The organism is Aminobacterium sp. UBA4834, from assembly GCF_002400205.1.
GTDB lineage: Bacteria > Synergistota > Synergistia > Synergistales > Aminobacteriaceae > Aminobacterium > Aminobacterium mobile.
In genome coordinates this window covers 133,441-159,568 of record NZ_DHFC01000003.1, presented here as the reverse complement: position 1 = coordinate 159,568, position 26,128 = coordinate 133,441, and the positions used below count along the sequence as shown (strand labels likewise).

General features: G+C 44.0%; 19 protein-coding genes and 1 riboswitch. Of the genes, 12 read left to right on the top strand and 7 right to left on the bottom strand.

Annotated elements, in window-relative coordinates:
• Positions 1–8 precede the first annotated feature (8 nt).
• The 9 genes from B3L97_RS01370 to B3L97_RS01330 all read left to right on the top strand — a co-directional run bounded on the left by B3L97_RS01370 (position 9) and on the right by B3L97_RS01330 (position 13,245).
• Positions 9–455 (top strand): tripartite tricarboxylate transporter TctB family protein, encoded by a 447-nt coding sequence (locus tag B3L97_RS01370; protein WP_286933235.1) that lies wholly within the window; start codon positions 9–11, stop codon positions 453–455.
• Positions 456–475: 20 nt separating this feature from the next.
• A complete protein-coding gene (locus tag B3L97_RS01365) occupies positions 476–1,972 on the top strand; it encodes a tripartite tricarboxylate transporter permease (RefSeq protein WP_286933232.1) in 1,497 nt (498 codons plus the stop codon).
• Between the two features lie 31 nt (positions 1,973–2,003).
• Positions 2,004–2,759: an SDR family NAD(P)-dependent oxidoreductase gene (locus B3L97_RS01360; RefSeq protein WP_286847709.1), complete on the top strand. Its 756-nt coding sequence runs from the start codon at positions 2,004–2,006 to the stop codon at positions 2,757–2,759.
• Positions 2,760–2,785: 26 nt separating this feature from the next.
• Positions 2,786–3,736, top strand: a complete 951-nt coding sequence (locus tag B3L97_RS01355) for a hydroxyacid dehydrogenase (RefSeq protein WP_286933230.1) — start codon at positions 2,786–2,788, stop codon at positions 3,734–3,736.
• Between the two features lies 1 nt (position 3,737).
• Entirely contained in the window at positions 3,738–4,931 is a 1,194-nt protein-coding gene (locus B3L97_RS01350) for a homocitrate synthase/isopropylmalate synthase family protein (protein ID WP_286933227.1), read from the top strand.
• A gap of 294 nt (positions 4,932–5,225) precedes the next feature.
• Entirely contained in the window at positions 5,226–6,248 is a 1,023-nt protein-coding gene (locus B3L97_RS01345; RefSeq protein ID WP_286933224.1) for an ABC transporter substrate-binding protein, read from the top strand.
• Positions 6,226–7,917 carry an ABC transporter permease gene (locus B3L97_RS01340; RefSeq protein ID WP_286933223.1) on the top strand — a complete coding sequence of 564 codons (1,692 nt, stop codon included), beginning with the start codon at positions 6,226–6,228 and terminating at the stop codon, positions 7,915–7,917. The genes B3L97_RS01345 and B3L97_RS01340 overlap by 23 nt, the downstream gene beginning before the upstream one ends.
• Positions 7,889–8,854: an ABC transporter ATP-binding protein gene (locus B3L97_RS01335; protein ID WP_286847714.1), complete on the top strand. Its 966-nt coding sequence runs from the start codon at positions 7,889–7,891 to the stop codon at positions 8,852–8,854. The genes B3L97_RS01340 and B3L97_RS01335 overlap by 29 nt, the downstream gene beginning before the upstream one ends.
• Positions 8,855–8,976: 122 nt before the next feature.
• On the top strand, positions 8,977–13,245 hold the full coding sequence (locus tag B3L97_RS01330) for an acyl-CoA dehydratase activase-related protein (protein WP_286933221.1): 4,269 nt from the start codon (positions 8,977–8,979) through the stop codon (positions 13,243–13,245).
• Between the two features lie 91 nt (positions 13,246–13,336).
• Here B3L97_RS01330 and B3L97_RS01325 read toward each other — a convergent pair whose 3' ends face one another.
• From B3L97_RS01325 to B3L97_RS01315, 3 genes are all read right to left on the bottom strand, one after another.
• Positions 13,337–14,599, bottom strand: a complete 1,263-nt coding sequence (locus tag B3L97_RS01325; protein ID WP_286933218.1) for a M20 family metallo-hydrolase — start codon at positions 14,597–14,599, stop codon at positions 13,337–13,339.
• A gap of 235 nt (positions 14,600–14,834) precedes the next feature.
• Positions 14,835–16,940, bottom strand: a complete 2,106-nt coding sequence (locus tag B3L97_RS01320) for an acetate--CoA ligase family protein (RefSeq protein ID WP_286933215.1) — start codon at positions 16,938–16,940, stop codon at positions 14,835–14,837.
• Complete coding sequence (locus B3L97_RS01315) at positions 16,940–17,434, bottom strand: hypothetical protein (RefSeq protein WP_286847718.1); 495 nt, start codon at positions 17,432–17,434, stop codon at positions 16,940–16,942. Before B3L97_RS01315 ends, B3L97_RS01320 begins: the two co-directional genes overlap by 1 nt.
• A gap of 133 nt (positions 17,435–17,567) precedes the next feature.
• Positions 17,568–17,736: riboswitch (cobalamin riboswitch) on the bottom strand.
• A 261-nt stretch (positions 17,737–17,997) separates the two neighbouring features.
• Here B3L97_RS01315 and B3L97_RS01310 point away from each other — a divergent pair.
• Positions 17,998–18,258 carry a hypothetical protein gene (locus tag B3L97_RS01310; protein ID WP_286847719.1) on the top strand — a complete coding sequence of 87 codons (261 nt, stop codon included), beginning with the start codon at positions 17,998–18,000 and terminating at the stop codon, positions 18,256–18,258.
• A gap of 116 nt (positions 18,259–18,374) precedes the next feature.
• Here B3L97_RS01310 and B3L97_RS01305 read toward each other — a convergent pair whose 3' ends face one another.
• The 3 genes from B3L97_RS01305 to B3L97_RS01295 form a co-directional block, all read right to left on the bottom strand.
• Positions 18,375–20,531: a heavy metal translocating P-type ATPase gene (locus B3L97_RS01305; RefSeq protein ID WP_286933212.1), complete on the bottom strand. Its 2,157-nt coding sequence runs from the start codon at positions 20,529–20,531 to the stop codon at positions 18,375–18,377.
• 179 nt (positions 20,532–20,710) lie between these two features.
• Positions 20,711–22,360, bottom strand: a complete 1,650-nt coding sequence (locus B3L97_RS01300) for a methyl-accepting chemotaxis protein (RefSeq protein ID WP_286847721.1) — start codon at positions 22,358–22,360, stop codon at positions 20,711–20,713.
• Positions 22,361–22,400: 40 nt separating this feature from the next.
• On the bottom strand, positions 22,401–22,598 hold the full coding sequence (locus tag B3L97_RS01295; protein WP_286847722.1) for a heavy-metal-associated domain-containing protein: 198 nt from the start codon (positions 22,596–22,598) through the stop codon (positions 22,401–22,403).
• 410 nt (positions 22,599–23,008) lie between these two features.
• On the opposite strand from B3L97_RS01295, the gene glyA reads away from it, so the two are divergent.
• Positions 23,009–24,274, top strand: coding sequence for a serine hydroxymethyltransferase (gene glyA / locus B3L97_RS01290; RefSeq protein WP_286847723.1), 1,266 nt, complete (start codon positions 23,009–23,011; stop codon positions 24,272–24,274).
• Between the two features lie 76 nt (positions 24,275–24,350).
• Positions 24,351–24,875 (top strand): DUF2179 domain-containing protein, encoded by a 525-nt coding sequence (locus B3L97_RS01285; protein WP_286847724.1) that lies wholly within the window; start codon positions 24,351–24,353, stop codon positions 24,873–24,875.
• A 67-nt stretch (positions 24,876–24,942) separates the two neighbouring features.
• On the opposite strand, the gene B3L97_RS01280 is transcribed toward B3L97_RS01285, so the two are convergent.
• Positions 24,943–26,040, bottom strand: a complete 1,098-nt coding sequence (locus B3L97_RS01280; protein WP_286847725.1) for a M20/M25/M40 family metallo-hydrolase — start codon at positions 26,038–26,040, stop codon at positions 24,943–24,945.
• Positions 26,041–26,128 lie beyond the last annotated feature (88 nt).

Sequence of the window (26,128 nt, the reverse complement as noted above, 5' to 3'; positions counted from 1 at the left end):
ATGTAATTATGCGTAAGGCCGATATAGCAACATCCCTTACCGTGATATGTGTATCTGGCTTTTTTCTAATCCAAACAACAAAAATCAAAGATGCTTCCGGGGCTATACTTGGTCCTCGTTTTTTCCCATATGTAGTTCTTACAGGCATAATTTTGCTCTCCCTTCTGGTGCTTTTTTATTCCTGTAGGAAAGAGGAAACTTCTTCTAAAGAGGTCACCTTGGATTTTCAGGGAAAAGCCAAGGTACTCGTTACGCTTCTTATCGCTTTTATCTACGTTGCACTTTTAGAGAAACTCGGATTTGTGTTTGCTTCCGTTCTGTTTATGAGCGCTTTGGGGCTTTTCTTTTATGGGAAATTTGACAAGAAAATATTAAATATCTTTCTTTTTTCCGCTGTCGCTCCAGTAGCTCTATTCTTGCTATTTACAAGATTTTTCCATACATTACTTCCATAAAAAAACGGGGGGATATAAAAATGACAGCACTTATCCAAGGCCTTATTGGTGCTTTCCAGCCAGAAGCAATTTTTTTTACTGCCGCAGGAACTGTTCTTGGCATTATTTTCGGGGCACTACCAGGGCTGACGTCTACCATGGCCGTAGCTCTACTAATCCCTGTAACATTTGGACTCTCTCCTGTGGCTGGAATGGGCATGCTTATGGGGGCTTTTTGTGGAGGAACAGCCGGAGGATCCATTTCTTCCACTCTGCTCCGCATTCCCGGGACGCCGGCTTCCATTTGCACAACATTCGACGCATACCCTATGGCTCAAAAAGGACAAGCAGGGCTCGCATTGGGAACATCCATCCTCGTCTCTCTTATCGGAGGTCTTTTCAGCGCGGGAATCCTCATGTTTATTGCTCCTAAACTAGCCCGTTTTGCTCTCGGATTCGGACCAACAGAGTACTTTTCTCTTGCAGTACTTGGTCTTACCGTTATTGCCAGTGTTTCCTCCCAATCTCTTCTCAAAGGAGTTATCGCCGGGTTTATTGGCGTTTTTATCTCATTTATTGGGACAGATCCTGTTACAGGAATGGTACGTTATAGTTTCGGAATTCCTAATCTTCTCAGCGGCCTCAATCTTTTGCCGGTTCTTATTGGACTTTTCGCCGTGTCAAAAGCGCTGGAAGATGCTGAAACCATTGGAAGTTCTGTTAAACTAACGAGCAATAAGGGACTCAAAGGAGAGTTCCCCTCTTTTATTACCCTTCTGGAAAGGAAATGGATTATTCTCTCTTCTGCTGTTATTGGGACAATTGTAGGAATTTTGCCCGGCGCTGGTTGTAGCATTGCTTCCTTTGTATCTTATGATCAGGCCAAGCGGCTCTCTAAGACTCCAGAGGAATTTGGGAAGGGCTGTATAGATGGTGTTATTGCTTCAGAAACAAGCAACAATGCGGTAACAGGGGGAGCCCTTGTGCCCATGCTCACTCTCGGCATTCCCGGAGACTCTACTACTGCTGTTATGCTTGGAGGCCTTCTTATTCACGGACTTCGCCCTGGCCCTTTGCTTTTTAAAGATACCCCTGAAATTATTTATGGCATTTTTGCTATGTTGCTATTGGCCAACGTATTCATGTTTGCCTTCCAATATTTCGGGATCAGGCTCTTCGTAAAAATGCTCAAAATACCCAGATACATGTTGACACCCTTTATCCTTGTAATGTGCACTATAGGTGCGTACGGTGTTGGCGGAAGTTTATTCGATGTATTTGTCATGATGGTCTTTGGTGTAATTGGATATATCTTTAATAAATTGCATTATGGTGTGGCCCCTGTGGTACTTGGTTTCATTCTTGGTGGTATGGCAGAAACTCACTTTAGACGAGCATTTTTTATGTACAGAGGAGATCTGGGTGTTTTTGTAACCCGCCCTGTAACCCTTCTTTTACTCGTCCTGAGTCTGTTGTTGATAGCCATTCCAATTATCAGGAATCATAAGCAGAGCAAGAAAAACTTGACTGCTGCATAAAAAGTTAGATTTACGAAGGAGTGGTTTTATTATGGACCTGGGACTTGAATCGAAAGTTGTCATCGTCACAGGAGGTGCCAGCGGCTTAGGCAAGGCCATGGTAGAGGCCTTTGCAGAAGAAGGAGCCACTGTAGTTATTGCAGATGTAAACAAAGCAGATGGCCTTCAGTTTGCCAGCGATCTCTCATCTCAAGGGAAACAGGCAGATTTCCTTTTTCTCGACGTCAGCGATGCAGAGCAGGTAAATACTGCTATCGATTCCGTGTTCAAAAAATATGGGAAAATAGATGTCCTCTGCAACAATGCCGGTATTAACGTTAGGAAGTTTGCTCTCGACATATCTCCTGAAGAGTGGCAAAAAGTCATTAATGTAAACCTTTCCGGGATGTTTTATTGCGCACAAGCTGTAGGCCGGGTTATGGTTCAGCAAAAATCAGGGAAAATCATTAATACCGCTTCTGTTTCTGCTGTAAGAGGACACCTGAAACGAGCACCTTACGCCAGCGCCAAAGGCGGAGTGTATCAAATGACCAAAGTGCTCGCCCATGAGTGGGGGCAATATAACGTAAATGTCAACGCTATTGGACCTGGTTTTGTTGAAACTCCGCTCACATCGAAACTGATCAATGGACCTGGCGTTCGAGAAGAAATGACTTCAAAAATTCCCATGAAACGTCTTGGGAAAACGGAAGATATTGTTGGCCCTGTTCTTTTCCTCGCCTCCGACTGTTCAAGCTATATTACAGGCCAACTTATCCTCATTGATGGCGGACGAACCATCGATTAGATTTTTTAGCAGAAAGGAAGCCTATTATGAGCACTGTATTAATATATGACCCTATATCTGAAGATGGACTCAACATTCTTCGAAAAGCTGGTCACACCCTTATTACACGGCAAGAACTCAACGAAAAGAATAAAGACTCTATTGAAGGGCTTGTTATCCGAACATCCCCTTTGAAAGGAGACTTCCTTTCTCAACTTCCACATCTTAAAGTTATTGGTCGTCATGGTGTAGGAGTTGATAACATCGATCTCGACTACGCTACAAAAGCAGGCATTATTGTGGGAAACACCCCTTATGCCAATGCTGTCTCTGTAGCAGAACATGTTCTTGGTATGATGCTTTATTTCATTAAAAAATATACTCTGAGCGACTCCCTTATCAGAGAGGGGAAATTTAGAGAAAGAGACCATATAGGGCTCTCAGAGCTAAATGGGAAAACCCTTGGCATTATTGGTTTTGGAAAGGTCGGCAAGGCCGTGTATCGTATCGCCCATGATGGCTTTGCAATGAATGTCATCGTCTATGATCCATACATAGAGGTGCCCAAGGATGTTCATAGCGTTGAAAAACTCGAAGAGCTTCTGAAGAGTTCTGATTTCGTAACAATTCATACCCCTCTCACAGAAGAAACACATTGCATGATCGACACAAAAGAGCTCTCTCTTATGAAAAAAGGCGCTATCCTCATCAACGCAGCCCGTGGCCCTGTCATTAATGTAGACGCTGTAGCTCAATCTCTTCGTGATGGACATCTTGGGGGATTAGCAGTAGACGTTTTTCCAGAGGAACCACCTCGTCCCGATTCCCCCATCCTCACAGCTCCTCATGTTCTTATGACACCTCACAGCGCAGCTCTAACGTATGAAGCCATCTATAGAATGGCGACAGGTGCTGCAGAAGCCGTTGTTCGCGTGTTACGTGGAGAAAAACCAGATTATATTGTCAACCCGGAAGTTTTAAAGGAGGGGAAGAAATAAAATGACACACTACCAAACAGAGAACTGGTGGACAAGCCCGTTCAACGAAGAATATCGTCAAACATTGGCTCTACCTGAGCATGTTCAAATTCATGACGCAACCCTTCGAGATGGGGAGCAAACTCCAGGAGTTGTCTTCACTCCTGAAGACAAGCTGAAAATCGCTCGTATTCTTGCCAATATGGGTGTTGAGCGTATTGAAGCCGGTATGCCTGCCGTATCCGAGGCAGATAAGGAAGCCATTAAATCTATTGTAAAAGACAATCTTCCAGCAAAAATATTCACATTTGCCCGAGCTATGGTCAAAGATATAGAGATGGCTACGGAATGTGGGGCTCATGGAGTCGTCATTGAGGTTCCTATAGGGAAGCCCAAGCTCCTCTATCAATTTGGCTGGACATGGGAAGACGTGGCAAAAAAAACGAAAGAAGCAGTCGAAGCATCGAAAGATGCTGGCTTATATACGGTGCTTTTCCCTTACGATACAACCCGAGCTGATTGGGAAGATCTTAAGAACCTTCTAGGCTCCGTTTGCGACTATTGTGCTCCCGACAGTGTGGGAGTTGTTGACACTACAGGATGTATCCTTCCGGGAGCCATGTTCCAACTTGTACGCAGGGTCAAAAACCTTACCGGACTTTCTGTTGAAGTCCACACACATAACGATTTTGGTATGGCACTAGCCAACAGCCTCGCTGCTGTGGAAGGAGGAGCAGACGTTATCCACACATGCTTGAATAGTTTAGGCGAACGTACTGGAAACACATCCCTTTTCCAGGTGCTCATGGCACTAAAAGTTATGTTTAATATGGACTATGGCACAGACTTTGGAGCCTTCAAAAAAATTGCCGATGAAATATCTGCTATGTGCAACGTCCCTCTTGCAGGGAATGAACCTATTATTGGCGATCGGATCTTCACCAGAGAATCTGGCATCGGCATTGAGATGTTGAGAGAAAAACCTCTTGCCATGTTCTCTCTGAATCCGGAATTTGTGGGAAATGAGCCTCAGATAGTACTTGGGAAGAAGAGCGGCGTCAAATCTGTTGAAGTCAATCTTGAGAAACTCGGTATAAAGGCAACAGAAGACCAGATGCGGAATATTCTTGCTGAAGTTAAGGATTTTGGCATAAAGAACCGTCGCCTTCTTACAGACGAAGAGTTCAAAGCTATCGCATCAAAAGAATTGCAATAGGGAAACACAAAAGCACCACACCTCCCAATACACGCTAGAACAAGAGCTGTCTTGCAAGACAGCTCTTGTTCTATATTTATAATTCCATTCTATATGATAAGAAATTCCAAATTACGACACATAAACTCCTCCCCAAAAAAGGAAGAGAAGCAATTTAAAGTTGCTGCCAAAAACTCACATAATAAATATAGGAATAATACTCATGGCAATATTGACTACTACCTCCCTTTCACTTAATATGATTTCTCGGAATAATACATATTACTTAAACAAATAAACTAAGGAGGACACACCGTGAAAAAAGTACTTGCAGCCCTTTTACTCGCCTGTCTTGTTATGTTTTCTGGCCCCATGGCTTTTGCCAGTGCCGATAAACCCTTAGCTGGACAGACTATCAGTATTTTTATTGCAGCTACTGGTATTGATGAAATTATGGCAGAGTTTACTAAAGATACTGGCATTAAAGTAAACTACTTGAACATGTCTTCTGGCGAAGTGCTCACTCGTCTGAGAGCCGCTAAAGGTAAAGTTCTTGCTGATGCCTGGTTTAGTGGTGGAGTCGATAGCTACGTGGAGGCAGCACGAGAGGAGTTCCTTGAACCTTATATATCCCCAGAATCAGAAAAAATCCCTGCGGAATATAAGGATCCCGACGGATATTGGACTGGTTTATCTGTATGCGCAGTGGATTTTCTTATCAATAAAGACGTTATGAAAGAAAAAGGACTCTCTATGCCAAAGAGATGGGCAGACCTTGGAAAACCAGAGTATAAAGGGGAGATTCTTATGAGCAATCCTGCTATCTCCGGTACAAATTACTCTGTCCTTTTTCACCTTATTCAAATTTTTGGAGAAGAACGAGGTTGGGAGTATATCAATAAACTCGACTCTAACATCCCCTTTTATACTAAAAGAGGAGCTGCCCCTCCTAATAAAGCTTCTCTTGGAGAAGTCGCCATTGGCATCGATCCCTATGACTGTGGCGTAAAGCTTATTGAACAAGGGTACCCTGTAGTATCAGTTTTTCCAGCAGAAGGAACACCTGGCTTTATTTCACCCATTGCTATCATGAAGGGCGCAAAAAATATGGAAGCAGCTAAAGCTTTCGTCGACTGGTGTCTTTCAAAGCGAGGACAAGAAGTCCAAATGGCTCACACTGCCAAAGTCGGAACAAGACCTGACGCAGATGTCCCAGAATATTTGCGGGGGCTTAAAGAGGCCAAGATTGTTGTTGTCGATGCTGTAAAGTCCGGTGAAATGAGAAAGAACATCATTGAAAGGTGGCAGAAGCAATTTGGCAGTAAAGCGGAACAGTAAACTTTGCGGGGCATCTTTTGATGCCCCCTTTTGTCTTTATCTTTTTTTGGCCGTTAATGTTTTTATCTTCATTCTCTGGCCCACTTTAGCTGTATTGAAAGAGAGCGTTTTTGTTCATGGTGTTTTCAGCCTTGAACACTACAGAGATCTTTTTACTATCAATCAGTTTCTTGTGCGTAACAGCCTTTTTGTAGGACTATGGACTACTTTTTTCGCCCTCTTTATCGGCCTTTGCTGTGCTCTTTATGTTACCCATTCAAAAAATAAGGGTAAAAAGGTAGTGCTTGCGGTTCTGCTTCTTTCTCTTATTTCTCCCCCTTTCGTATCGTCATTGGCATATATCATGCTTTTTGGCCGACGTGGGCTCGTTACATGGAAACTGCTGGGCTTTCATTGGAGTCCTTATGGCCCCCATGGCGTTATTCTCATTGAATCTATTAGTTTTGCCACCATTGCTGCCTTCCTAATTATTGCTGTTCTTCGGGGAGTTAATCGAAGTCTGGAACAGGCTTCTCTTGACTTGGGGGCCAGCCGTTGGCATACTCTTTGGCACATTACCCTTCCTTTAGCAAAGCCCGGAATTATCACGGCAGCTCTTATTGTTTTTATTCGTTCCCTTTCTGACTTTGGAACTCCTATGTTCATTGGTGGGAATTATAATGTTTTAGCTACGCAAGCATATATGACTGCCATCGGGAGCTACGATTTCCCGAAAGCCTCTGCTATTTCCACGCTTCTTTTAATTCCTGCTTTCATCGTCTTCCTTCTGTACAGAAAAATCCTGGGAAAAGTTCCCATGTTTTCTCCAAAAACAGCAAGCGTAGATGAAGACTTACTTGGATTGCCTTTATGGGTCAACTGTATAGTCTTTATTGGTACATGGGGATTTGTTTTCTTTGAACTTATGAAGTATGGAACTATTTTCTGTGGTGCTTTTACAAAAACCTGGGGAGTGAACTTTTCTTTCACCCTTCAGCATATAAAAATCTTGAAGCTCGCCAAACTCAGCAGCCTTATTCGCAGCATCCAATACTCTGTAATAGCAGCGCTGACAGCAGGCATTATGGGAGCCCTTCTCGCCTGGTTTTTAGGAAGAAAGAATAGGCCTATGGCAAGGGTCATTGATTTCATCGCCGACCTCCCTTTTATTTTACCGGGTCCATTTTTCGGGATTGCCTACCTTCTCGCCTTTAACTGGTTACCAGAGTTTTTTCTAGGAACTGGCTTCCTTGTTATCACGAACTGTATTTACCGCCAGTTGACTCTGGGCATAAAAAGTGGAATTTCTGTGCTCAATCAAATCAACACAGAGCTTGAAGATGCCGTGAAAGACCAGGGTGGAAACGATATTTACGTGTTAAAAGATGTTATTCTGCCTCTCTTAAAATCTACTTTTTTGGTAAGTTTCATTAACACCTTTACTTTTACTATGACTACTATTGGTGGCATTATTTTCTTAATTACCCCTTATACAAAAGTTGCCACCGTCGAAATGTTCGATGCCATACAACAAGGGGATATAGGAGTAGGGTCTGTTATGGCCTCCGTTATTATTATTGTGGTAATGATCATTAACGCTGCTTTCTCTTATGTTTTGCTTCACAAGGGAAAGAATTCGTCTAAAAAAGTGAGGAGAAGCCATGTACCTTCAATTGAAGCGACTCGATAAAAAATTTGGGCACCTTTATGCTGTGCACAATTTTTCTATTGATATAGAAGAAGGGGAACTTGTAGCTCTTCTTGGTCCAAGTGGCTGTGGGAAAACCACAACGCTCCGCATGGTGGGAGGGTTTCTTAAGCCAGACAATGGACACATTATTCTCGAAGGGGACGATATTACAGCTCTTCCTCCGGAAAAACGACCAACAGCTACTGTTTTTCAAAGCTATGCTCTTTTCCCTCATATGACAGTACTTGAAAATGTAATATACGGACTTAAGTTTCGAAAAATTCCCCGGGAAAAAGCCTGTACTATGGGAATGGAGATGCTCGAGAAAGTAGGACTCCCTCTCTCCGGCTCAAAAACAATCGGTCAATTAAGCGGAGGAGAGCAGCAACGAGTCGCTCTTGCCAGAGCTCTTGTAACAAGACCTAAAGTTCTTCTTCTTGACGAACCTCTCAGCAATCTTGACGCGAAGCTTCGGGTACGTATGAGGCGCGAAATTTGCCAGATTCAAAGTAGTTTAGGAATTACAACCCTTTACGTTACCCACGATCAGGAAGAGGCCCTAGCTCTCTCCCATAGGATTGTCGTTATGGAAAAAGGACAAATCATACAAATTGGGCCCCCTCAAGACATCTATAGGCGCGCAGAAAACTCCTTCGTCGCCGATTTTATTGGACGAAGCAACATCATAACCCTCAAGGGGGGAGAGAAAGTAGCCATTCACCCAGAAGATCTTTCTTTCTCTTATGAGAAAGGCATCCTTTCAGGATATATTAGCGGGCGCCAGTTTAAAGGTGCCATAACAACCTATTTTGTGGACGTAAGTGGGCAAACCATTGAAGTAGATATTTTAAGCCGGAAAGATCGCCAGAGGAGTGACGGGGAAAAAGTAGAGATTTCTTTCAATAAAGGCAGCGAAATGCCTCTCACAAGAGATTAACCGCGTTCTTCCTCATGCTATTATCTGTAATTCCTTGTGCATTTACCCTTTTGGAAGGTACAATTAAAGAACTATAAGCATAGCATTGTTTTCATCGTAGCTGTGCCAAGCAGGTGATATTCATGGAAACAGTTTTTCCTATGGGCATTGATCTTGGTTCAACTACAGTGAAGGTTGTGGTATGTCATCCCGAGGGGCAGTTGCTTTTTTCTGCTTATGAACGACACAACACAGATCCTTCTGGAACTCTTCTTTCCATTCTTCACTTATGCGCTGAAAAATTAGGAGATATGGCTCTTGACGTCGCTATCACCGGTTCGGCAGGAATGAATATGGCCTCACAGTTTTCCCTCCCCTTTGTGCAGGAAGTAGTGGCAGCAGCTCGCTATATTCGTCGCAGGATGCCGAAAGTGCGAACCATGATAGAACTTGGCGGAGAAGATTCTAAAATGATCTTCTTCGACGATAACCTCAACCCCGATATGAACATGAATGGAGCTTGCGCCGGTGGGACAGGAGCTTTTATCGATCAAATTGCATCGTTGTTAGGTGTTGGTCTCGATTCTCTCAACACTCTTTCTTCCAAAGGGAAAGCTATTTACACTATTGCCTCTCGATGTGGAGTTTTTGCCAAAACAGATATTCAGTCTCTTCTGGCACAACGAGCTAAACCGGAGGATATTGTCGCCTCTGTCTTTAAGTCTATTGCCCTTCATGTTCTCTCCTCACTCTCTCGTGGGAGAGCCATTCGCGGTCAAGTACTCTTTGCCGGCGGCCCCTTTTCCTTCTTCCCCGGCTTGCGCCAGTCTTTCGTCTCTTATCTGGGCCTTGATCAAAATCACGACATTGCTGCATATGACCATCCCAGATTATTGCCAGCCCTCGGCACTGCCCTTTTTCATGAAAGCAACGAGAAAAATAGCGTATCTTTGGGCAAACTTATATCTCGTTTATCAAAAAAATCGGGGCATATCCATATCATTAGGACGGATTTACCTCCTCTATTCGAGAGCAAAAAAGAGAGATTCCTTTGGGAAGAACGTCACAGACAATACGCCCTTCCTTCCGTTTCAGTCCAAAAAGCAGAGGGGCCTCTCTTTCTTGGTGTAGATTCTGGTTCCACTACTACAAAACTCGTCCTCATAGACAAAAATCACAAGATGGTTCTTTCCCACTATGAAACAAATAAAGGGGATGTTCTGGGAATTACCCATCGTGCCATGACCAGTTTTAAGAAAACTCTCATGGAAAACCATCGAGAAGACCTCTCTATTGTGGCAGGAGCCAGTACTGGTTACGGGGAAGATTTAATCAGGAAAGCTTTGGACCTTCACCATAGCCTTGTAGAAACTATGGCGCATTTTATCGCGGCTCGCACCCTATGCCCCAACGTCTCTTTTATTCTCGATATCGGCGGACAAGACATGAAGGCCATGAGCATCAAAGACAACCACCTAGAAACTATAAAACTCAATGAAGCTTGTTCTTCTGGGTGTGGAAGCTTTATCCAAACATTTGCCGAGTCTCTGGGGCTTTCTATGGAATCTTTTGCTCAATATGCTTGCGAAGCTGGACACCCTTGCGATCTTGGAACTCGATGTACGGTTTTTATGAACTCAAGCGTGAAGCAGGCTCTTAATGAAGGAAGAGATATTCGAGACATTGCCGCAGGCTTGGCATACTCTGTAATACGAAATTCTCTCCATAAAGTCCTTAAAATACGTGACTATAGCGAACTTGGACCTGTTATTGTTGTTCAAGGAGGGACATTCCAAAATCCTGCAATCCTAAGAGCACTCGAAGTCATTACCAAGCGCCGCGTAGTAAGGCCAGTAGAAGCTGGTCTTATGGGGGCATGGGGAGCAGCTATTTATGTAGCAAAGCAGTGGCAGGAGGAAGCGGTGGAAGGGAAACATAAGGATATTTTCCATATTCTGGAGACATGGGAAGAACCTTCCGCCCAAAATTTCCGCTGTCATGGATGCACCAACAGTTGTGCCGTAACAAGCCTTACTTTTTCAAGTGGGCAAAAATTTTATACTGGGAACAGATGCAGAAAGATTTTCAATAATGGACAAAGAGTTACTCGAGGGGATAATTTCTTCAAGACTCGCTACGACACTCTCTTCAACTGTCCCACAGAGCCGACAGGCTCCCCCGCGGGGACCATTGGGATTCCCAGGGCATTAAGCATGTATGAGCTTTATCCTTTCTGGTGCACGTTCTTCAGAGAGTGTGGTTATAAAGTGGTACTTTCTCCCCCTTCCGATGAAAACATCCATGAACGAGGCGTATCGTCCGTTATGGCTGAAAACATCTGCTTCCCGGCAAAACTTGCTCACGGTCATATTGTAGCCCTTACGGAAATGGGAGTAGACCGTATCTTTATGCCTATTATTGTTCATGAGCGGAATGAAATTAGAACAGCAAATAACAGCTATAATTGCCCTGTCGTCTGTAGCTACGCCGATGTAATCAGAAGCGCTCTCGACCCCGAAGGGCAATATCACATCCCCTTGGATAGCCCTGTTTTTTCCTTAAGAAAACCCGTCCTTTTCAATAAACAAGTCCACGAGTATGGGAAGTTTTTGGGAATAAACAGGCATCGTGTGGCAGTTGCTTTTAAAATGGCTCTCCATGCTCAACAACATTACGAAAAAACGGTACGAGAGGAAGCCCAAAAAGCTCTCGATGAAAGCAGAGCTGCGAAACGACATATATTGGCCATAGCCTGTCGCCCTTACCATATGGACCCTCTCATTAATCATGGGATATTTGACCTTATCGCTGATCTCGGGGCTGACGCCATACCGGCTGACCTCCTAACAGCACATTTCCCAGGGCATAGTCTCAGTAACTGCAAGGTCGTCACTCAATGGGCCTATACTAACCGTCTCTATGCTGGTGCCAAGGCTACCGCCAAGGAAGGCCTCGATTTAGTTCACATATCCTCATTTGGATGTGGGGTTGACGCTGTAACAGGAGATGAGCTGGAAGCTATCGTACGAGAAGCAGGATGCAGTTACTCTCTCATAAAAATAGATGATATCGCTAATCTTGGAGCAGCAAGAATTCGACTCCGCTCCATTCTTGAATTCAATCGACCTTCACCTTCACAAAAACATGAAATTTTCTTCCATGAGGAACAAAAGATTTCACGAAAGAAAATCGTTATGCCTTGGTTTTCTGCTCTCTATTCACCTTTGTTACCTTCTCTTCTACAAGGATTAGGCCTAGAAGCAGAAATTCTTTCTCCGCAAACGCAACAATCCGTAGACATAGGGTTGGAATATGTTCATAACGATATGTGTTATCCAGCTATTGTAGTTATTGGTGACATTCTCAAAGCCTTTATGGAAAAGCAATATACAGCTAAAAACGCCGCTGTTCTTCTCACTCAAACTGGGGGACAGTGTCGAGCAACCAATTATGTGCCACTCGCCCGAAAAGCTTTAGCAAGCGCCGGTTTCCCCGATGTGGAAGTCCCTACTTTCGGTGTAGAAAATTTTGAAACGGCGGGATTTTATGTCTCTAAAAAAGATGCCGCACAGGGCCTACTCTACGGCTTACTCGGAGCTGATCTTTTAGCCTCTCTCTTTCTCTCTACGGCCCCAAGAGAGTTTTCAGGTGGAAGTGCAAAGACCATTTACCTGAAATACCTTCGCCATCTTGGAGATTTCCTTAAAAATAGAGGAACTTTTTCAGAACTTATAGACCTTATGGAAGAAGCAGTCGCTACATTTAATGGGCTTCCCATGAAAGAAGAGGATATTCCGCGAATAGGAATTGTGGGAGAGATATTTGTAAATTATAACGAGTTCGCCCAAGATTTTCTTGTAGATAAACTTATCGCCCATGGGGTTGAACCAGTGCTGCCTCCTCTCTCATCCTTTTTCTTTATGAAGTTCCGAAGCGATGTCTATAACTGGAAGGCGTATCTGTGTGAACCAGGATTACTCGATGTTCTAGGAAATCTCTTTATGGAAACGTTAACAGGTTATTTTGAAAGTAAATTAGAGGCCGTTTTAAAGAATTTCCGTTTCGCACTGCCTCGTCAAACTCTTAAAGCCCTCTCTAAGAAAGTAACTCGCGTCACCAGTCTAGCTAACCAGGCTGGAGAAGGGTGGTTACTCCCCGCAGAAATGATTGATATGTTAGAGAAGGGCATCAATCATATCGTATGCCTTCAGCCTTTTGGATGTCTTGCCAACCATATTACAGGTAAAGGAGTGGAAGGTGTATTGCGTCGGCTCTACCCTGAGCTGGATTTGCTCTGCCTCGACCTCGATCCCGGTACAAGTCGAACAAATAACGACAACCGTTTACAACTTTTAATTATGGCAGCAAAAGATGCTCTCATTCATGGGCAGGAGAAAAAACGGCTCGCTTAACTTTTTCTGTAAAAACGTCCTATCCAGACCTAGAAGGGGCATCCCTTCTAGGTCTAGCGCTGTGGAATAGAGAATTGGCATAACGAATGCGCTATTCTTTTACAAAACCTGCTAATTCCAGAATAGAAGCAAGAAGAATATCTGCACCCTTCTTAATATCTTCAACGTCTGTCTCTTCCTCTGGACAATGACTTCGCCCCCCAATGCTCGGGACAAAGATCATGCCCACATCAGTTATAGACCGAAGCAGTACCGCATCATGAACAGCTCCACTATTTATTTTTTTGTAAGGGGTACCTAGCTCTTTAGCTTTTTTCTCTAAAACTTCGATAACTTGAGGGGAGAGACGTACCGCTTCCAAAGAAGCAAGGGAAGAGATCCTGCTTTCTACATGACATGCTGTTGCAATATCTTGGATGCGCTCTTTCACTTTCTCTACAATCCTATCCATCGTCTTCTCACAAACATCGCGAATATCAATAGAAAAAGTTGCTCTCCCCGGTATAATATTCCATACATTTGGGCTGCACTCTATGTGTCCTACAGTTCCCACTGTAGTATCAGCCCCTTCCTTCCGCACAATTTCTTCTACCGCTAAAATCATACGGGAAGCAGCAAGAAGACTATCTTGCCGCAAGGCCATGGGAGTTCCGCCGGCATGATTCGCCACACCCTGAACATCTACCCTCATCTGCCGAAGACCGTTAATAGCTTCTACAATTCCTATTGGAACACCTGCTGCGTCAAGAGATGGCCCCTGTTCTATATGAAGCTCTAAAAAAGCTTTCACATCTCCAGGACGTAAAACACTGTTAGGCATGGAATCCGGATTATAGCCACACTCTTGAGCCATAGTGTACATAGACATACCCGCTGGGTTTTTCAGTTTTTTCAAGTCTTTCACTGTATATCGGCCAATCATAGTTTTGCTGCCAGCACAGCAAGGCCCAAAATTCGACCCTTCTTCTTCAGAGAAAATAACAACTTCCACCGGATGTATCGGAACAATCCCTTCATCTACCATTGTTCGCACCACTTCAAGAGCCGCGACAACACCGGCCACGCCGTCAAATTTTCCGCCCTGTCGCACAGAATCAATGTGAGAACCACTCATCACTATAGGAGCATCAGGGTTCTTTCCTTCATATCGAGCACGAATATTACCTACCCCATCCACTGCAATAGAGAGATTCAGACCTTGAAGCGTTTCAATCAAAAAATCACGAACGTCTTTGTCCTGTTGACTATAGGTAAAACAGGTTCGTCCGGCCTTGTCTTTCCCCAATGAAGCAATGTGTTTTATATCGCGCTGAATACGTACCGGCCTTGTTTCGTAAACGGGAGCACAGGCCACTGATCATTCCTCCTTCGTATATTTATATTTGTTTATATAGTTTGACATTAATATATTATACCGTTAAATCCTGGATAAACCAAAAAAGGGCTAGACCTTCAGAAAAGTACACCCCAAATGTTAGATTTGAAATCTAACATTTGGGGTGCTGAACAAATGGGTAATGACGGCATCTACATGGTCTTACAAGCTGCACCATATCGTCTACGTGCCTTGAGGAAAAAGTTGCTTCTTTTCAATATCCATTTCGCCGAATTACGAGAGCATCTGCAGCTATTGCCCCTTCTCCTTCAGGCATAACGAAAACAGGGTTGATATCGAGCTCTAGTAAATCTTCTTCTATGCATGCCAACTGAGAGACCTTACTCACAATTTTCGCCAACGCCTCCACATCTCTATGGCGCTGTCCCCTCGCTCCTGAGAGGAAACCGTAGCCTTTCAACTTCTTAATCATGCAGAGGGCTTCTTTTTCATCTACCGGGGCATGACGAAGAGATACGTCGCTGAGCACCTCTACATAAATACCGCCTAAACCTACCGCTACAATAGGGCCAAAAACTGGATCCCGCTTTACTCCCACAATACACTCCATGCCGCCTTTTACCATTTCCTGAACGAGAAACCCTTGTATTTCGTGATCTGAAACATGTTTTTTTAAATTTTCTCTCGTCCTTTTCAAAGCATGGCGCATTTCATCAAAAGAGCGAATATCTAATGTGACAATATCAGCTTCCGTTTTATGAAGAATTTCTGCAGACATACCTTTGAGTGCCACGGGAAAACCAAATTCTTCTGCCGCATCAAAAGCCTCCTCCATATCGCGACAAAGCCGTTCCTTTGTTATAGGAATACGATATCTATCCAGTAATCGCTTTGCATCGTACTCTGTCAATTTAGGAGGGAAAGAGCGCAATATAGGATCTCGATACGCTACTTTCGTGATAGGGAAGGGGAGTCGATTCTCCCAATTTCTTAAAGCCTTCAAAGCCCGTGCACACTGTCTGAAACTTTGAAATATAGGGAAACCGGATGTTTTAAGGCGCTCAACAAAGGCTCCTCCATGATCGTTATCAATCATCCATACTGCTGCTTGAGGCTTATTGGTATTCTGGTAGCTCTTAACCAACTCATCTGCCATAAGGGCCCCCGCATCGCCAACAATCATGGAGAGAGCGGTGATCACCATGTCTATATTAGGATCATGAAGAGCCGCATTAAGAACGTGACGGAAATTCTCCGGCTTTTCTGAAATTTGAACGGTCATGTCCACTGGGTTTCTCGAAGCGCCAAATGAGGGAATCGCCTTCTCAATCTCTTGGCGAGCTTGACTTGAAAACTCTGGAACCTTCATTTTTAAATCGCTAAGACAATCAGCCATGACAATACCAGCACCACCGGAAGTCGTGAGAATAGCAGCCCTATCACCAGCAGTGCGGGGAGAAGCGCCAAAAAGCTGTCCAATACCAATAATATCGTCCATGTCTTTTAAAGGAATAACGCCATATTGGGCAAAAATTGCGTTCCAGACAGCATCATCTCCCGTAAGAGCGGCCGTATGGCTTCGTGCAGCTTCCTGAGCAGAGGGGGAACGCCCCGCCTTTAAGACGGCTATGGCAATATCTCGTTCTCTCGCTTCTCGAACCAGTTCCAAAAAGCGTTCCCCGTTTTCAATGCCTTCGAGATACATCATGAGAAGGCGAACTTCCGGATCGGTAATAACATATCCGGCACACTCTACAGCGTCAATATCAGCTTGATTCCCTGTCGTCACTACGTATCGATATCGAACGCCATGATCAAGCCCCACTCCAAAGGAAGAGAAACCAAAAGCTCCGCTTTGAGAAACAAAGGCCACGTGTCCAGGCGCTGGGGGTTCTGCATTGTAAAGAGCTCCTGAAAAAGTGAGGGGAATTCCTTCAGAGAGGTTCAGAAGCCCTTGACAGTTAGGCCCAAGAATGCGGATACTTCCTTTACGAGCGACATCCATCATTTCTTTTTGGAGCGATCCGTCGCCAGCTTCAGCGAAACCAGAAGAATAAATAATCACATGATGAATATCTTTTTCAATGCATGTTCGCAAAATAGATGGGACAAGATGGGCCTTAACACTAATAAGAGCCACATCAGCTGAAGTAGGGATATGAGCTAAATCTTTATAGCAGGGGAGGCCTCCCACTATATTGTACTTGGGGTTAACAGGGTAGATAGTCCCATCATATCCAAAATGTTGTAACGCTTTAACCGTACGTCCAGTAAGGCTATCAAGATTGGCAGACGCACCCACAATAGCAATGCTACGTGGAGCAAAAAGAGGAGAAAGGGGATGGTTCTGACAATTCATTATGCGATGGCCTCCTTTTCACTACTACACCATAAAGGTTCTAAAAGCCTCAAAGAACGGAGGCAGGCTCGGCAATATAAAAGATAGATCTTTATTGTCTCGCTTGAAGACTCTGAAGCAACAGCGCTCATCCAATCTCGAGCAGCATTGATAAGATTGAGGTGAGCTTCAACAAAGAGAGCCTTTTCTCTGCCCTTGAGTTGGATGTCTTCTTCGTGAGGAACAGAAATAGCCTCAATATCTTTCCGCAATGTGTTAATGAGTAAGCGCGTATTCTCAAGAAAATCTGCGGAAATTACAATATTTCCGTCCCTGTTCAAAGATCCGTTCACATAGGAAATGTATCGATCTATGGAAGAAAGGATGGTGCTGCGTGTATCTTCTTCTGGAAGGGACGCGTCATTTGCTTCCAGCGCATTTACCGTCTGCTCAAGCAAAGTAAACCCACTTGGATTTACGGAGTTCTGGAACAAATCCACGTGCTCTCGCTTCATAACTCTCATCCTCCTATAATAGAAAATGGCCGTCCCCCGAGGACGGCCATCAAAGGCTAAGAGCTTAAAAGCGAAATTGCCCCTTTATTTCAAGAGAGGCTTTTCCACAAGCCTTCCCGAATCCTCGCGGGAACTTGCATCTCTTCATCAGGCCGGTCTCCTGGCTTGCTCTCACTCTTTGGGCCCCCTTCCCAGAAAAGAACTCTTTCCAGTGGCATGTGGTCCCATCGTCAAGCACACAGTGGCGGGTCCGCGCCGGCTTTTCACCGGACTTCCCGTACACCTGCTGAAGTTTTATTGTATTTATTACTTTACACTCTATTCGACAAAAAAGTCAATACAATTTATTTTTTAAAAGCATTTTCTCTTTTTTCATAAAAAATTATTCCTTATTAATAATATTTTTGAGATAAAAAAGATAAAAACAATGAGACCTCAATACTCTTCACATTCATGTAAATAAAGGAGTCAGGCAGAAAAGGAGAGCCTAAAAAATATTCTATTTATTTTTCCCTTCTTTTCCTTTACAATACCACCATGTTTCCTATAAGGAGGTAAAGAAGATGGACTGGGGTATGGTTCCTGGAGAAACTGTGGTCATTAAGTCGAAGGACATTACGCTCCGTGACATAGTGCAGGCTATAGTAGATGGTGCTGATACAGTTCCTGCAGTAAAAGAAACTTTTGGTCTCACCGATGCTGATGAAGGGGTGAACGACCTGGAAGACATTCTAGATGTGTTCGTACCTGCTATCGACGCTCTCCGTAACGGCGGGTGCAGTGGATGCGGTGGAGGCTGTTCAGGCTGTCACGGTCATTGCTAGTGTAGAAAATACAGAGACCGCCTAAAAAGGCGGTCTCTTCTAACTTTTAAGTGGGCAGAGCCCTTTTAGAAGGGGGCTTTGTCCATGTGTTCTTTTGACTCTTGTATCGGGATCTTTTAGGAACGAATCCGCATGGAATTCAAAATAACAGAGATGGAACTAAACGCCATGGCTGTTTCAGCAATTGCAGGGTGGAGCAGGGCCCCCATGGCTAACGGAATAGCAATGATATTATAGGCAAAAGCCCAAAAAAGATTTTGACGAATAACCGTAAAAGTTTGCCTTGAGATATGAATGGCATCAACAATAGCAGAAACTCCACCTTTCACTACTACCATATCTGCGCTATCAATGGCAAGATCAGTGCCAGAGCCAATAGCTACACCAATGTCTGCGCCTTTTAATGCTGCCGCATCATTCATCCCATCTCCAACCATAAGAACTTTTCGTCCCATAGTTTGATATCTTCTCAATATATCCAATTTTTCTCCCGGCCGAACTCCGGCATAAACTTCATTAATTCCTACTTGCTTGGCAACCGCCTGCGCAGTCCTTTCATTATCTCCTGTCACCATTACAGGAACAATGCCAAGCTCCTTCAGATGAGATACTGCCCGAACCCCATCCTCCCGAAGAGAATCTTCTATCGCAAGAAACCCCACAACTACGCCACCCTTTTGAACCTCTACTACTGTACGCCCCAACAGAAGCTGTTCATTGTACCTTGAAGGATCCTGAGGTTTCCCAATAAAGTATTCCTCTCCTCGTATGGTTCCTTTAACTCCTTCTCCCATAATTTCTTCCACGGAATCAGCGTCTATATCTGTTTTTTTCACTGCTGCTACAGCTTTTGCCAAGGGATGGAGAGAATGTCGTTCTAGTGCCGCAACAGCTTCTAAATCCTCTTCTGAGACCTGGATATCTACAACAGAAGGATGCCCTTGGGTGAGAGTCCCTGTTTTATCCATGAGCACAATCCCAACTTCTTTTGCCGTTTGGATAGCTTCGGCATTTCGAATAATAAGTCCCTTCCTTGAAGCCGCGCCAGTCCCCGTAATAAGAGCCATAGGAGTGGCAAGCCCCAAGGCGCAGGGACAAGCAATGACAATGGTGGATATGAAACCAAAAATGGCAAGAGAGAGGGGATCTCTGACAGTTGTAACCCATGGGAGGTAGCGAGCAGCGGTATCAAGAAAAAAGCCGAACCGATCCACTCCAAAATACCAGAAAAAAGCACTTATAAGGGCAAGAGTTGCTACGGCAGGAACAAAATAATTCGTTACACGATCGGCAAAGGCCTGTATGGGAATTTTCGCCCCTTGGGCTTCCTGAATAAGAGAGATCATCTGTGAAAGAAAGCTATCCTCTCCAACGTGTGTCGCCTGAACTTTTAAGGGACCTGTAAGGTTCAGAGAACCTCCCGTTACTCCGTCACCTTGTTTTTTCTGCACAGGTAAGGATTCCCCAGTAATCATAGATTCATCTACTGATGTGATTCCATCTGTAATACGCCCATCTGCAGGAATTCTTTCTCCTGGGCGAACAACGAGGGTAAAGCCTTCTTTTACTGCTTCAATAGGAATAGCTATTTCCTTGCCGTTTTCGTCAAGAACTCGTGCTTCTCGAGCTTGAATTTCCAATAAGGCCTTTATCTCCTTGGAAGCCCGGTCTCTTAAGTGAGACTCAATAAAACGGCCAGTTACATGTAAAGCAATAATCATTGCTCCAATAGACCCAAAAGAGGTTACATGCACACCGCTCAAAGAGAGAAAAGAAGTAGCCCATGCTGCGAGAGCACCTAAAGAAACAAGAACATCCATATTCGCATGGAAATGTGTAAGAGCAATCCAAGCCCCTTTCATAGAAGAGCGCCCCGCCCCAAAAAGGACAATAGCACCGCCCAGAATTTCTATAAATGGGAACCACGACATATGAAAACCTGCCATATGAGCAAACATGAAGGCCATTAGAGGGGCAGTAATAATCCAGCTGAGGGTTAAATTTTTACGCGCGATTTGGTAACGACGACGATCCAGATCTTCCGGTGCTTCGTAGGAGACATTATATCCAGCGCTACGAACGGCTTCTTCTAAAATTTCCATGGGAACGTCCTTCTCAAGAACAACAAATGCCGTCTCTGTGGCAAGATTCACTCCGGCAAAAATGACACCATCCACTTTTTTTAGAGATCGTTCAACCATTCTGGCACAGGTTGCGCATGTCATACCTGTTACAGAAAAAGAAACTTTTTTAGCGCTTTCCCCATTTCCCATTATTTCCTTCACTCCTTTTTCTCTCTATAAAAAGACTATCAAAAAGATAGGATTTATAAATATCATATCATAATACCCTATATATGTATGTAAAAAGAGCCGACCTCTCTCTGTCTCAGAAAGAAATCGGCCCTTGCCAAGGTACTTTATTATATATCTACCAATCTACACTCGTCCTCTTATTTTCCAACAGGAACAAGACCTATCCGATAGTCTCGACACTCTTCTCCCTGTCGACAAAGAGCGCTCATATGTTCCAAGCTTTTTACCAATGTCTGGCTTATCTTTAACGCCTGAGCGCATACATTCTTAGCATCTTGGCTTTTTCCTGCTTCCATAGCGTCAAAAACGCTGTGACCGAGACGATGCAGCTCTTCATGGCATTTCATAAGATCGTTCCACTGGTGTTCATCAATAACTTCTGGTTTCTCCATAAAGGAAAGGAATATCCCAAATTGACATCGAGTAGGATCTGTTTCCACATCCCATTTCCCTCCGTCTATATACTCCTTAAGGTGAGAGATCCATCCTTTGTGTGCTTGAATAGCCCCATCGGCAATTTCGGCAAAATCACATCGTTCTATTACTTGGACACGAGCCATATTTTTTAAAAGGGTATAGGCTTGACTTGAGCCTTCCTGAGTAAAAGCAAGGAGTTCTGCCACCGATTCCGTGAAAGAATCTACATTCCTCCCTAAAAGCTGAAATTCATTCTTCATGCAACCAGTGAGTTTGGTAACAGTCTCTGCAGAAGTCGCCAACTCTTGCGATGAAGCAGAAAGCTCCTGCGCGCTTGATGCTACCTGATGAGTGGATTCAGTGACACTTGTAATATCGCTCAAAATATCTCCCACTCCTTGTAGAGCATCAGAAACATGAACTACAGTTTGTTCTACTCGCTCTACAATAGCAGAAGCGTCGTTAGAAGCTCCCTGAACTTCGGAAACTAGCTCTTCCAGATTATCCCCTATATCTCGAGCCGCCTTGCGACTTTCCTCTGCCAGCTTACGAACTTCTTCAGCCACTACGGCAAAACCTCGTCCTGCCTCTCCAGCTCTAGCCGCTTCTATGGAAGCATTTAAGGCCAAAAGGTTTGTCTGATCTGAAATACCTGTCAAAACTTGAACCACAGATTGGATTAAAGCCACTTTTTCAGAGAGAGAGGCCGATCGTTGAGCCACTCCTAAGACATCTTTGCCAAGCTCTCGAATAGAACTTTCTGCATCGCCGAGCTTCTTTTGCCCATCGCCAGCCCGATCAGAAACACGGGTTACCACCTCATTCAGATTCTCCGCTAGATGGGCAAGGGATTGAGCCGTTGTTGAAATCTCTTCTGAACTAGCGTATTGGGCCTGCATAGCATCTGTAACTTGATTCCCAGCTTGCACTCCCTCGTTTACTTCTCGAGCCATCTCTTCAAAAGCACGAGAAAAAGAACCTAGCTTTCTTTCAAGCCGAAAAAAAACAAAAGTGAAAGAATGTAATTTTTGTATTATTTCTAAAAAAATCTTTCGGAATGTCGTTATGAAATCTGTAAGCATACGTCCCAACTGCCCCATCAAAGAAGATTTCTTCGTAATAGAATCTGGCGCGGAATTTCGCAAATCCACTGTTTCCCCCGAATTAACAGAATGAAACCACGCAAGAATCTTTGCTGCAGGAACAGCAAAAACATAACGGTCCTTCAAAAGACAAACACAAGCTAAAAGCAGAGCCCATACAAGAAGGACTATATCTCGACCAGGTCCTCCATACCATTTGTAAAGAACGGGTCCCCATAGAAAAACAAAAGCTGCAACGCAATAAAAAAAAGAACGATTATGTACCATATAAAAACGAAGCTCCCTTTCTATACTTTCTATTTCTCTTTTATGCCACAGAAGCAGAGTATCCTGCCTCTTCAAGAGTTTCCAAAACAAAAGCAACGTTATCGGTCTCGATAACGACAGATTTATTTTCCAATATCACCTCAAAGTTTCTAAAACCCTTTTCTTCAAGAGCTTTTGTAATTCTTTTTACACAATGTCCACAAGCCATATCTGGAATGTTCAGTACATATTTCTTCATGAAAATCACTCTCCTCCTCTCTTTATTTTGCATTCACAATGATATAGTTCTCAAACTAGTATCTTTTATAGTCTAAATACCCTTCTCTGTAAAGTTTTTGTCATGAAAAATTCTTAAAATGAATACCATATTGAGTACAAATCTCAACTTTATGGAGAACCCGCTACTGCAATTGGGGGAATACCAGATAGGAAATGAGTTTATGCCATATACAATTGCAAATTTTCGTCCTTTTGGCGTAGAATAAGGGCAATTAAAGGGGTGAGATTTATTTTGTTGTTCTTTTGTTCTTTTGTTCTTTTGTTCTTTTGTTCTTTTTTCCTTCCTTCCACCCTTCTTTATATGGTCTCACTCTTCAAGCTGTTTTTCACGGCGCCACTTTTTTACTCACTAAAGAGGGAGGTATATAAATGAACCTGATCCACTTTATTGACCCTGAGTTGGGAGCTGCTATTGAAGGGGAAAAACAGCGCCAAAATTTGACCATTGAACTCATCGCATCAGAAAACTTTGTTCCAGAAGTTATTCTTGAAGCCCAGGGATCTCTCCTCACGAACAAATACGCTGAAGGATACCCTGGGAGGCGATACCATGGTGGTTGCGAGTTTATTGACATTGTCGAAAATCTTGCCATCGAAAGGGCTAAAAAACTTTTTGGCGCTGATCATGCCAATGTTCAGCCCCATTCTGGCGTTAATGCTAACCTCGCGGTTTTTATGGCTATTTTAGAGCCTGGAGACGCTATCCTTGGGATGGACCTCCGCCATGGAGGACACCTTTCTCATGGAACACCCGTCAATATTTCGGGGAAATTTTTTAAAGCTCATTCTTATGGAGTAAAAAAAGAAACTGGCCTTATAGATTATGAGCACGTGGAAGAAATGGCCCACACCCTTCATCCTAAGCTCATTATTGCCGGCGGCAGCGCCTACTCGAGATATATCGATTTTGAACGGTTCGCTCGTATAGCTCACGAAGTTGGCGCTTATTTTATGGTGGACATGGCCCACATTGCAGGGCTGGTTGCTGCAGGCGTCCATCCTAGCCCTGTTCCACACGCTGATTTTGTAACTTTTACCACTACTAAAACTCTTCGAGGAGCACGGGGAGGAAACATCCTTTGCCGAAAGGAATATGCTGACCGTATCGATAAAGCTATCTTCCCTGGGATCCAGGGTGGCCCCATTCCTCAAATAATGGCGGCAAAAGCTCTTACTTTTAAGCTCGCCATGACAGAGGAGTTCAAATTATATTCCCGCCAAATTTTAAAAAATGCCCAAAAGATGGCCGAAATACTTCAGCTTCACGGTTATACCATCGTCTCAGGGGGAACGAACAATCATCTCATGCTTGTGGATCTGCGCAATAAACGTATAACAGGTCGGGAGGCTGAAAAGAAACTGGAAAAAGCTGGCATTACAGTAAACATGAACCTCATTCCCTTCGACCCAGAAAAAGCCACCGTAACAAGTGGCATTCGAATTGGATTGGCCGGAGTAACGAGCCGCGGGTTCCGGGAAGAAGAAACAGAAGCTGTGGCACAGCTCATAATAAAAATTCTAGAAAACTCCCAGCCCCAAAAGATCCAGGAATTCAGAGAAGAGGTAGAAACTCTCTGTGTAGCTCATCCAGTATATATGTCTCGCACGGAGCTTGCCATAAAACGCAACAACTGAGAAGGAGAATGGGGAGCTTTTCTATTCACCGACTGGAGTGAACATTTCGTCATAGGCAAACGGAGGAGGGAGAAATATGTCCCTTGAACTCAATCTTGCCACTATATTAATATTTTTTGCCCGATGTACTGATGTTTCTCTGGCTACAATGCGTATGCTTCTTCTTGTCAAAGGCCAGCGCTTCAAGGCATCGGCCATTGGTTTCGTCGAAATATCTCTCTACCTCATGAGTTTAAAATATGTTCTCGACGCGGGTTTAAACAGTCCTTTAAGCTTTATCGCCTATGCTCTTGGTTTCTCTACGGGAAATTTCCTAGGCTCTTTATTGGAAGAAAAGCTTTTAAAAGGACATACTATCGTAGAAATTATTCTAAACGATACCGAAGAAAGTCGTCATCTTGCGGAAAGGCTTAGAGATGAAGGCTTTGGAACCACTATTGTTGAAGGAGAAGGGAAAGACGGCCCCCGGCTGATTCTTAAGGTCATCTGCGACAGGAATGATCGTCAAAAGGTAATGCAAATAGGGAGTCAGGCCGGAGGCTTTGTCTTTATGGTCGATATTCGAAGCATATGGGGCGGATATTTTAATAAGAAAAAATAGCCACGCCCTCTCGATCTGCTACATATTCCTGCTACGGTGATGCTCCTATTGCAACTAAGAGAACTCGCTATGCACCTGTCATAATAGCTACAATAATATCCCCGATTGTATAAAGATCTCGCTCGGAAATATATTCTTTTGTGGTGTGGACATTCTGAGCTCCAGTTCCGAGGTTCACTGCCGGCAAACCCTTTTCGTTAAAGATATTAGCGTCGCTTCCCCCTCCAGTGGAGATAAGCACTGGAAGCAACCCACTTCTCCTAACGGCAGAGGTCGCCCACTGTACCACTGGGGAGGTCTCTTTTAGAGAAAAACCTGTATAGGATTTTTGAACTTTCGTCTGGACGGAAGCCCCACGTTTTGCTACCCTTGCCTCCATAGCATCTACCATGCTCTTTACAAGGTCTTCCAGCTTTTTTTCACAGAAAGAACGGGCTTCTCCTTCTACATAAACGCTATCGCAAACAATATTTGTGGCTGTACCCCCACGAATAATACCCACATTCGAGGTTGTCTCATGATCTATTCTGCCAATATTCATGGCAGCAATCCCTTCAGCTGCTGCTACAATAGCATTCACACCTTTTTCAGGGGCAATTCCTGCATGAGCCGCTTTTCCGGCAACAATCCACGAGAGGTTCACATGAGAAGGCGCCTGTACTACGATATGGCCTGGATCGGAAGAGCTATCTACAATAAAAGCCATAGAAGCTTGTAAATCTTCGCTTGTTAGACGCTTGGCCCCGACAAGCCCTTCTTCCTCTGACACGGTAAAAATCACTTCGATACCAGGGTGGGGCAATCTCTTTTCTATAACCGTTTCGAGGGCCTCGAGAATGGAAGCAATCCCCACTCGATCATCAGCTCCAAGAATAGTATTCCCGGAAGAATAAATCGCCCCGTCTCGCAATACAGGTTTTACAGGGTTCTCTAAAGGGACCGTGTCCATATGAGCAGCTATAGCAATCCACCCACTCCGTCCAGGGGTAGGAGAAAGAGTCGCAATAACATTACCACTACTGTCTTCTCCGTTCTTTTTTACCGAAAGCCCAAGCCTATGAAGACGGGGAGACAAATGTTGAGCAACAGCTTCTTCCCTACCTGATTCTGCTTTTATTTGCACAAGCTCCAAAAAAGTACGAAGCATGCGGGCATTATTTATCATTCCACAGCCCCCTAAATTAATTTGCTCCTATTATGCGTTTTTTTTCACAGAACGCAAGGATCACGAGACTTTTCAGAATAGTCTGTCC

Excerpts from the sequence above, each read along its gene's own strand:
- B3L97_RS01370 (WP_286933235.1), top strand. The coding sequence starts at position 9 with ATGCGTAAGGCCGATATAGCAACATCCCTTACCGTGATATGTGTATCT.
- B3L97_RS01365 (WP_286933232.1), top strand. The coding sequence starts at position 476 with ATGACAGCACTTATCCAAGGCCTTATTGGTGCTTTCCAGCCAGAAGCA.
- B3L97_RS01360 (WP_286847709.1), top strand. The coding sequence starts at position 2,004 with ATGGACCTGGGACTTGAATCGAAAGTTGTCATCGTCACAGGAGGTGCC.
- B3L97_RS01355 (WP_286933230.1), top strand. The coding sequence starts at position 2,786 with ATGAGCACTGTATTAATATATGACCCTATATCTGAAGATGGACTCAAC.
- B3L97_RS01350 (WP_286933227.1), top strand. The coding sequence starts at position 3,738 with ATGACACACTACCAAACAGAGAACTGGTGGACAAGCCCGTTCAACGAA.
- B3L97_RS01335 (WP_286847714.1), top strand. The coding sequence starts at position 7,889 with ATGTACCTTCAATTGAAGCGACTCGATAAAAAATTTGGGCACCTTTAT.
- B3L97_RS01330 (WP_286933221.1), top strand. The coding sequence starts at position 8,977 with ATGGAAACAGTTTTTCCTATGGGCATTGATCTTGGTTCAACTACAGTG.
- B3L97_RS01320 (WP_286933215.1), bottom strand. The coding sequence starts at position 16,940 with ATGAATTGTCAGAACCATCCCCTTTCTCCTCTTTTTGCTCCACGTAGC.
- B3L97_RS01315 (WP_286847718.1), bottom strand. The coding sequence starts at position 17,434 with ATGAAGCGAGAGCACGTGGATTTGTTCCAGAACTCCGTAAATCCAAGT.
- B3L97_RS01310 (WP_286847719.1), top strand. The coding sequence starts at position 17,998 with ATGGACTGGGGTATGGTTCCTGGAGAAACTGTGGTCATTAAGTCGAAG.
- B3L97_RS01305 (WP_286933212.1), bottom strand. The coding sequence starts at position 20,531 with ATGGGAAATGGGGAAAGCGCTAAAAAAGTTTCTTTTTCTGTAACAGGT.
- B3L97_RS01300 (WP_286847721.1), bottom strand. The coding sequence starts at position 22,360 with ATGGTACATAATCGTTCTTTTTTTTATTGCGTTGCAGCTTTTGTTTTT.
- B3L97_RS01295 (WP_286847722.1), bottom strand. The coding sequence starts at position 22,598 with ATGAAGAAATATGTACTGAACATTCCAGATATGGCTTGTGGACATTGT.
- glyA (WP_286847723.1), top strand. The coding sequence starts at position 23,009 with ATGAACCTGATCCACTTTATTGACCCTGAGTTGGGAGCTGCTATTGAA.
- B3L97_RS01285 (WP_286847724.1), top strand. The coding sequence starts at position 24,351 with ATGTCCCTTGAACTCAATCTTGCCACTATATTAATATTTTTTGCCCGA.
- B3L97_RS01280 (WP_286847725.1), bottom strand. The coding sequence starts at position 26,040 with ATGATAAATAATGCCCGCATGCTTCGTACTTTTTTGGAGCTTGTGCAA.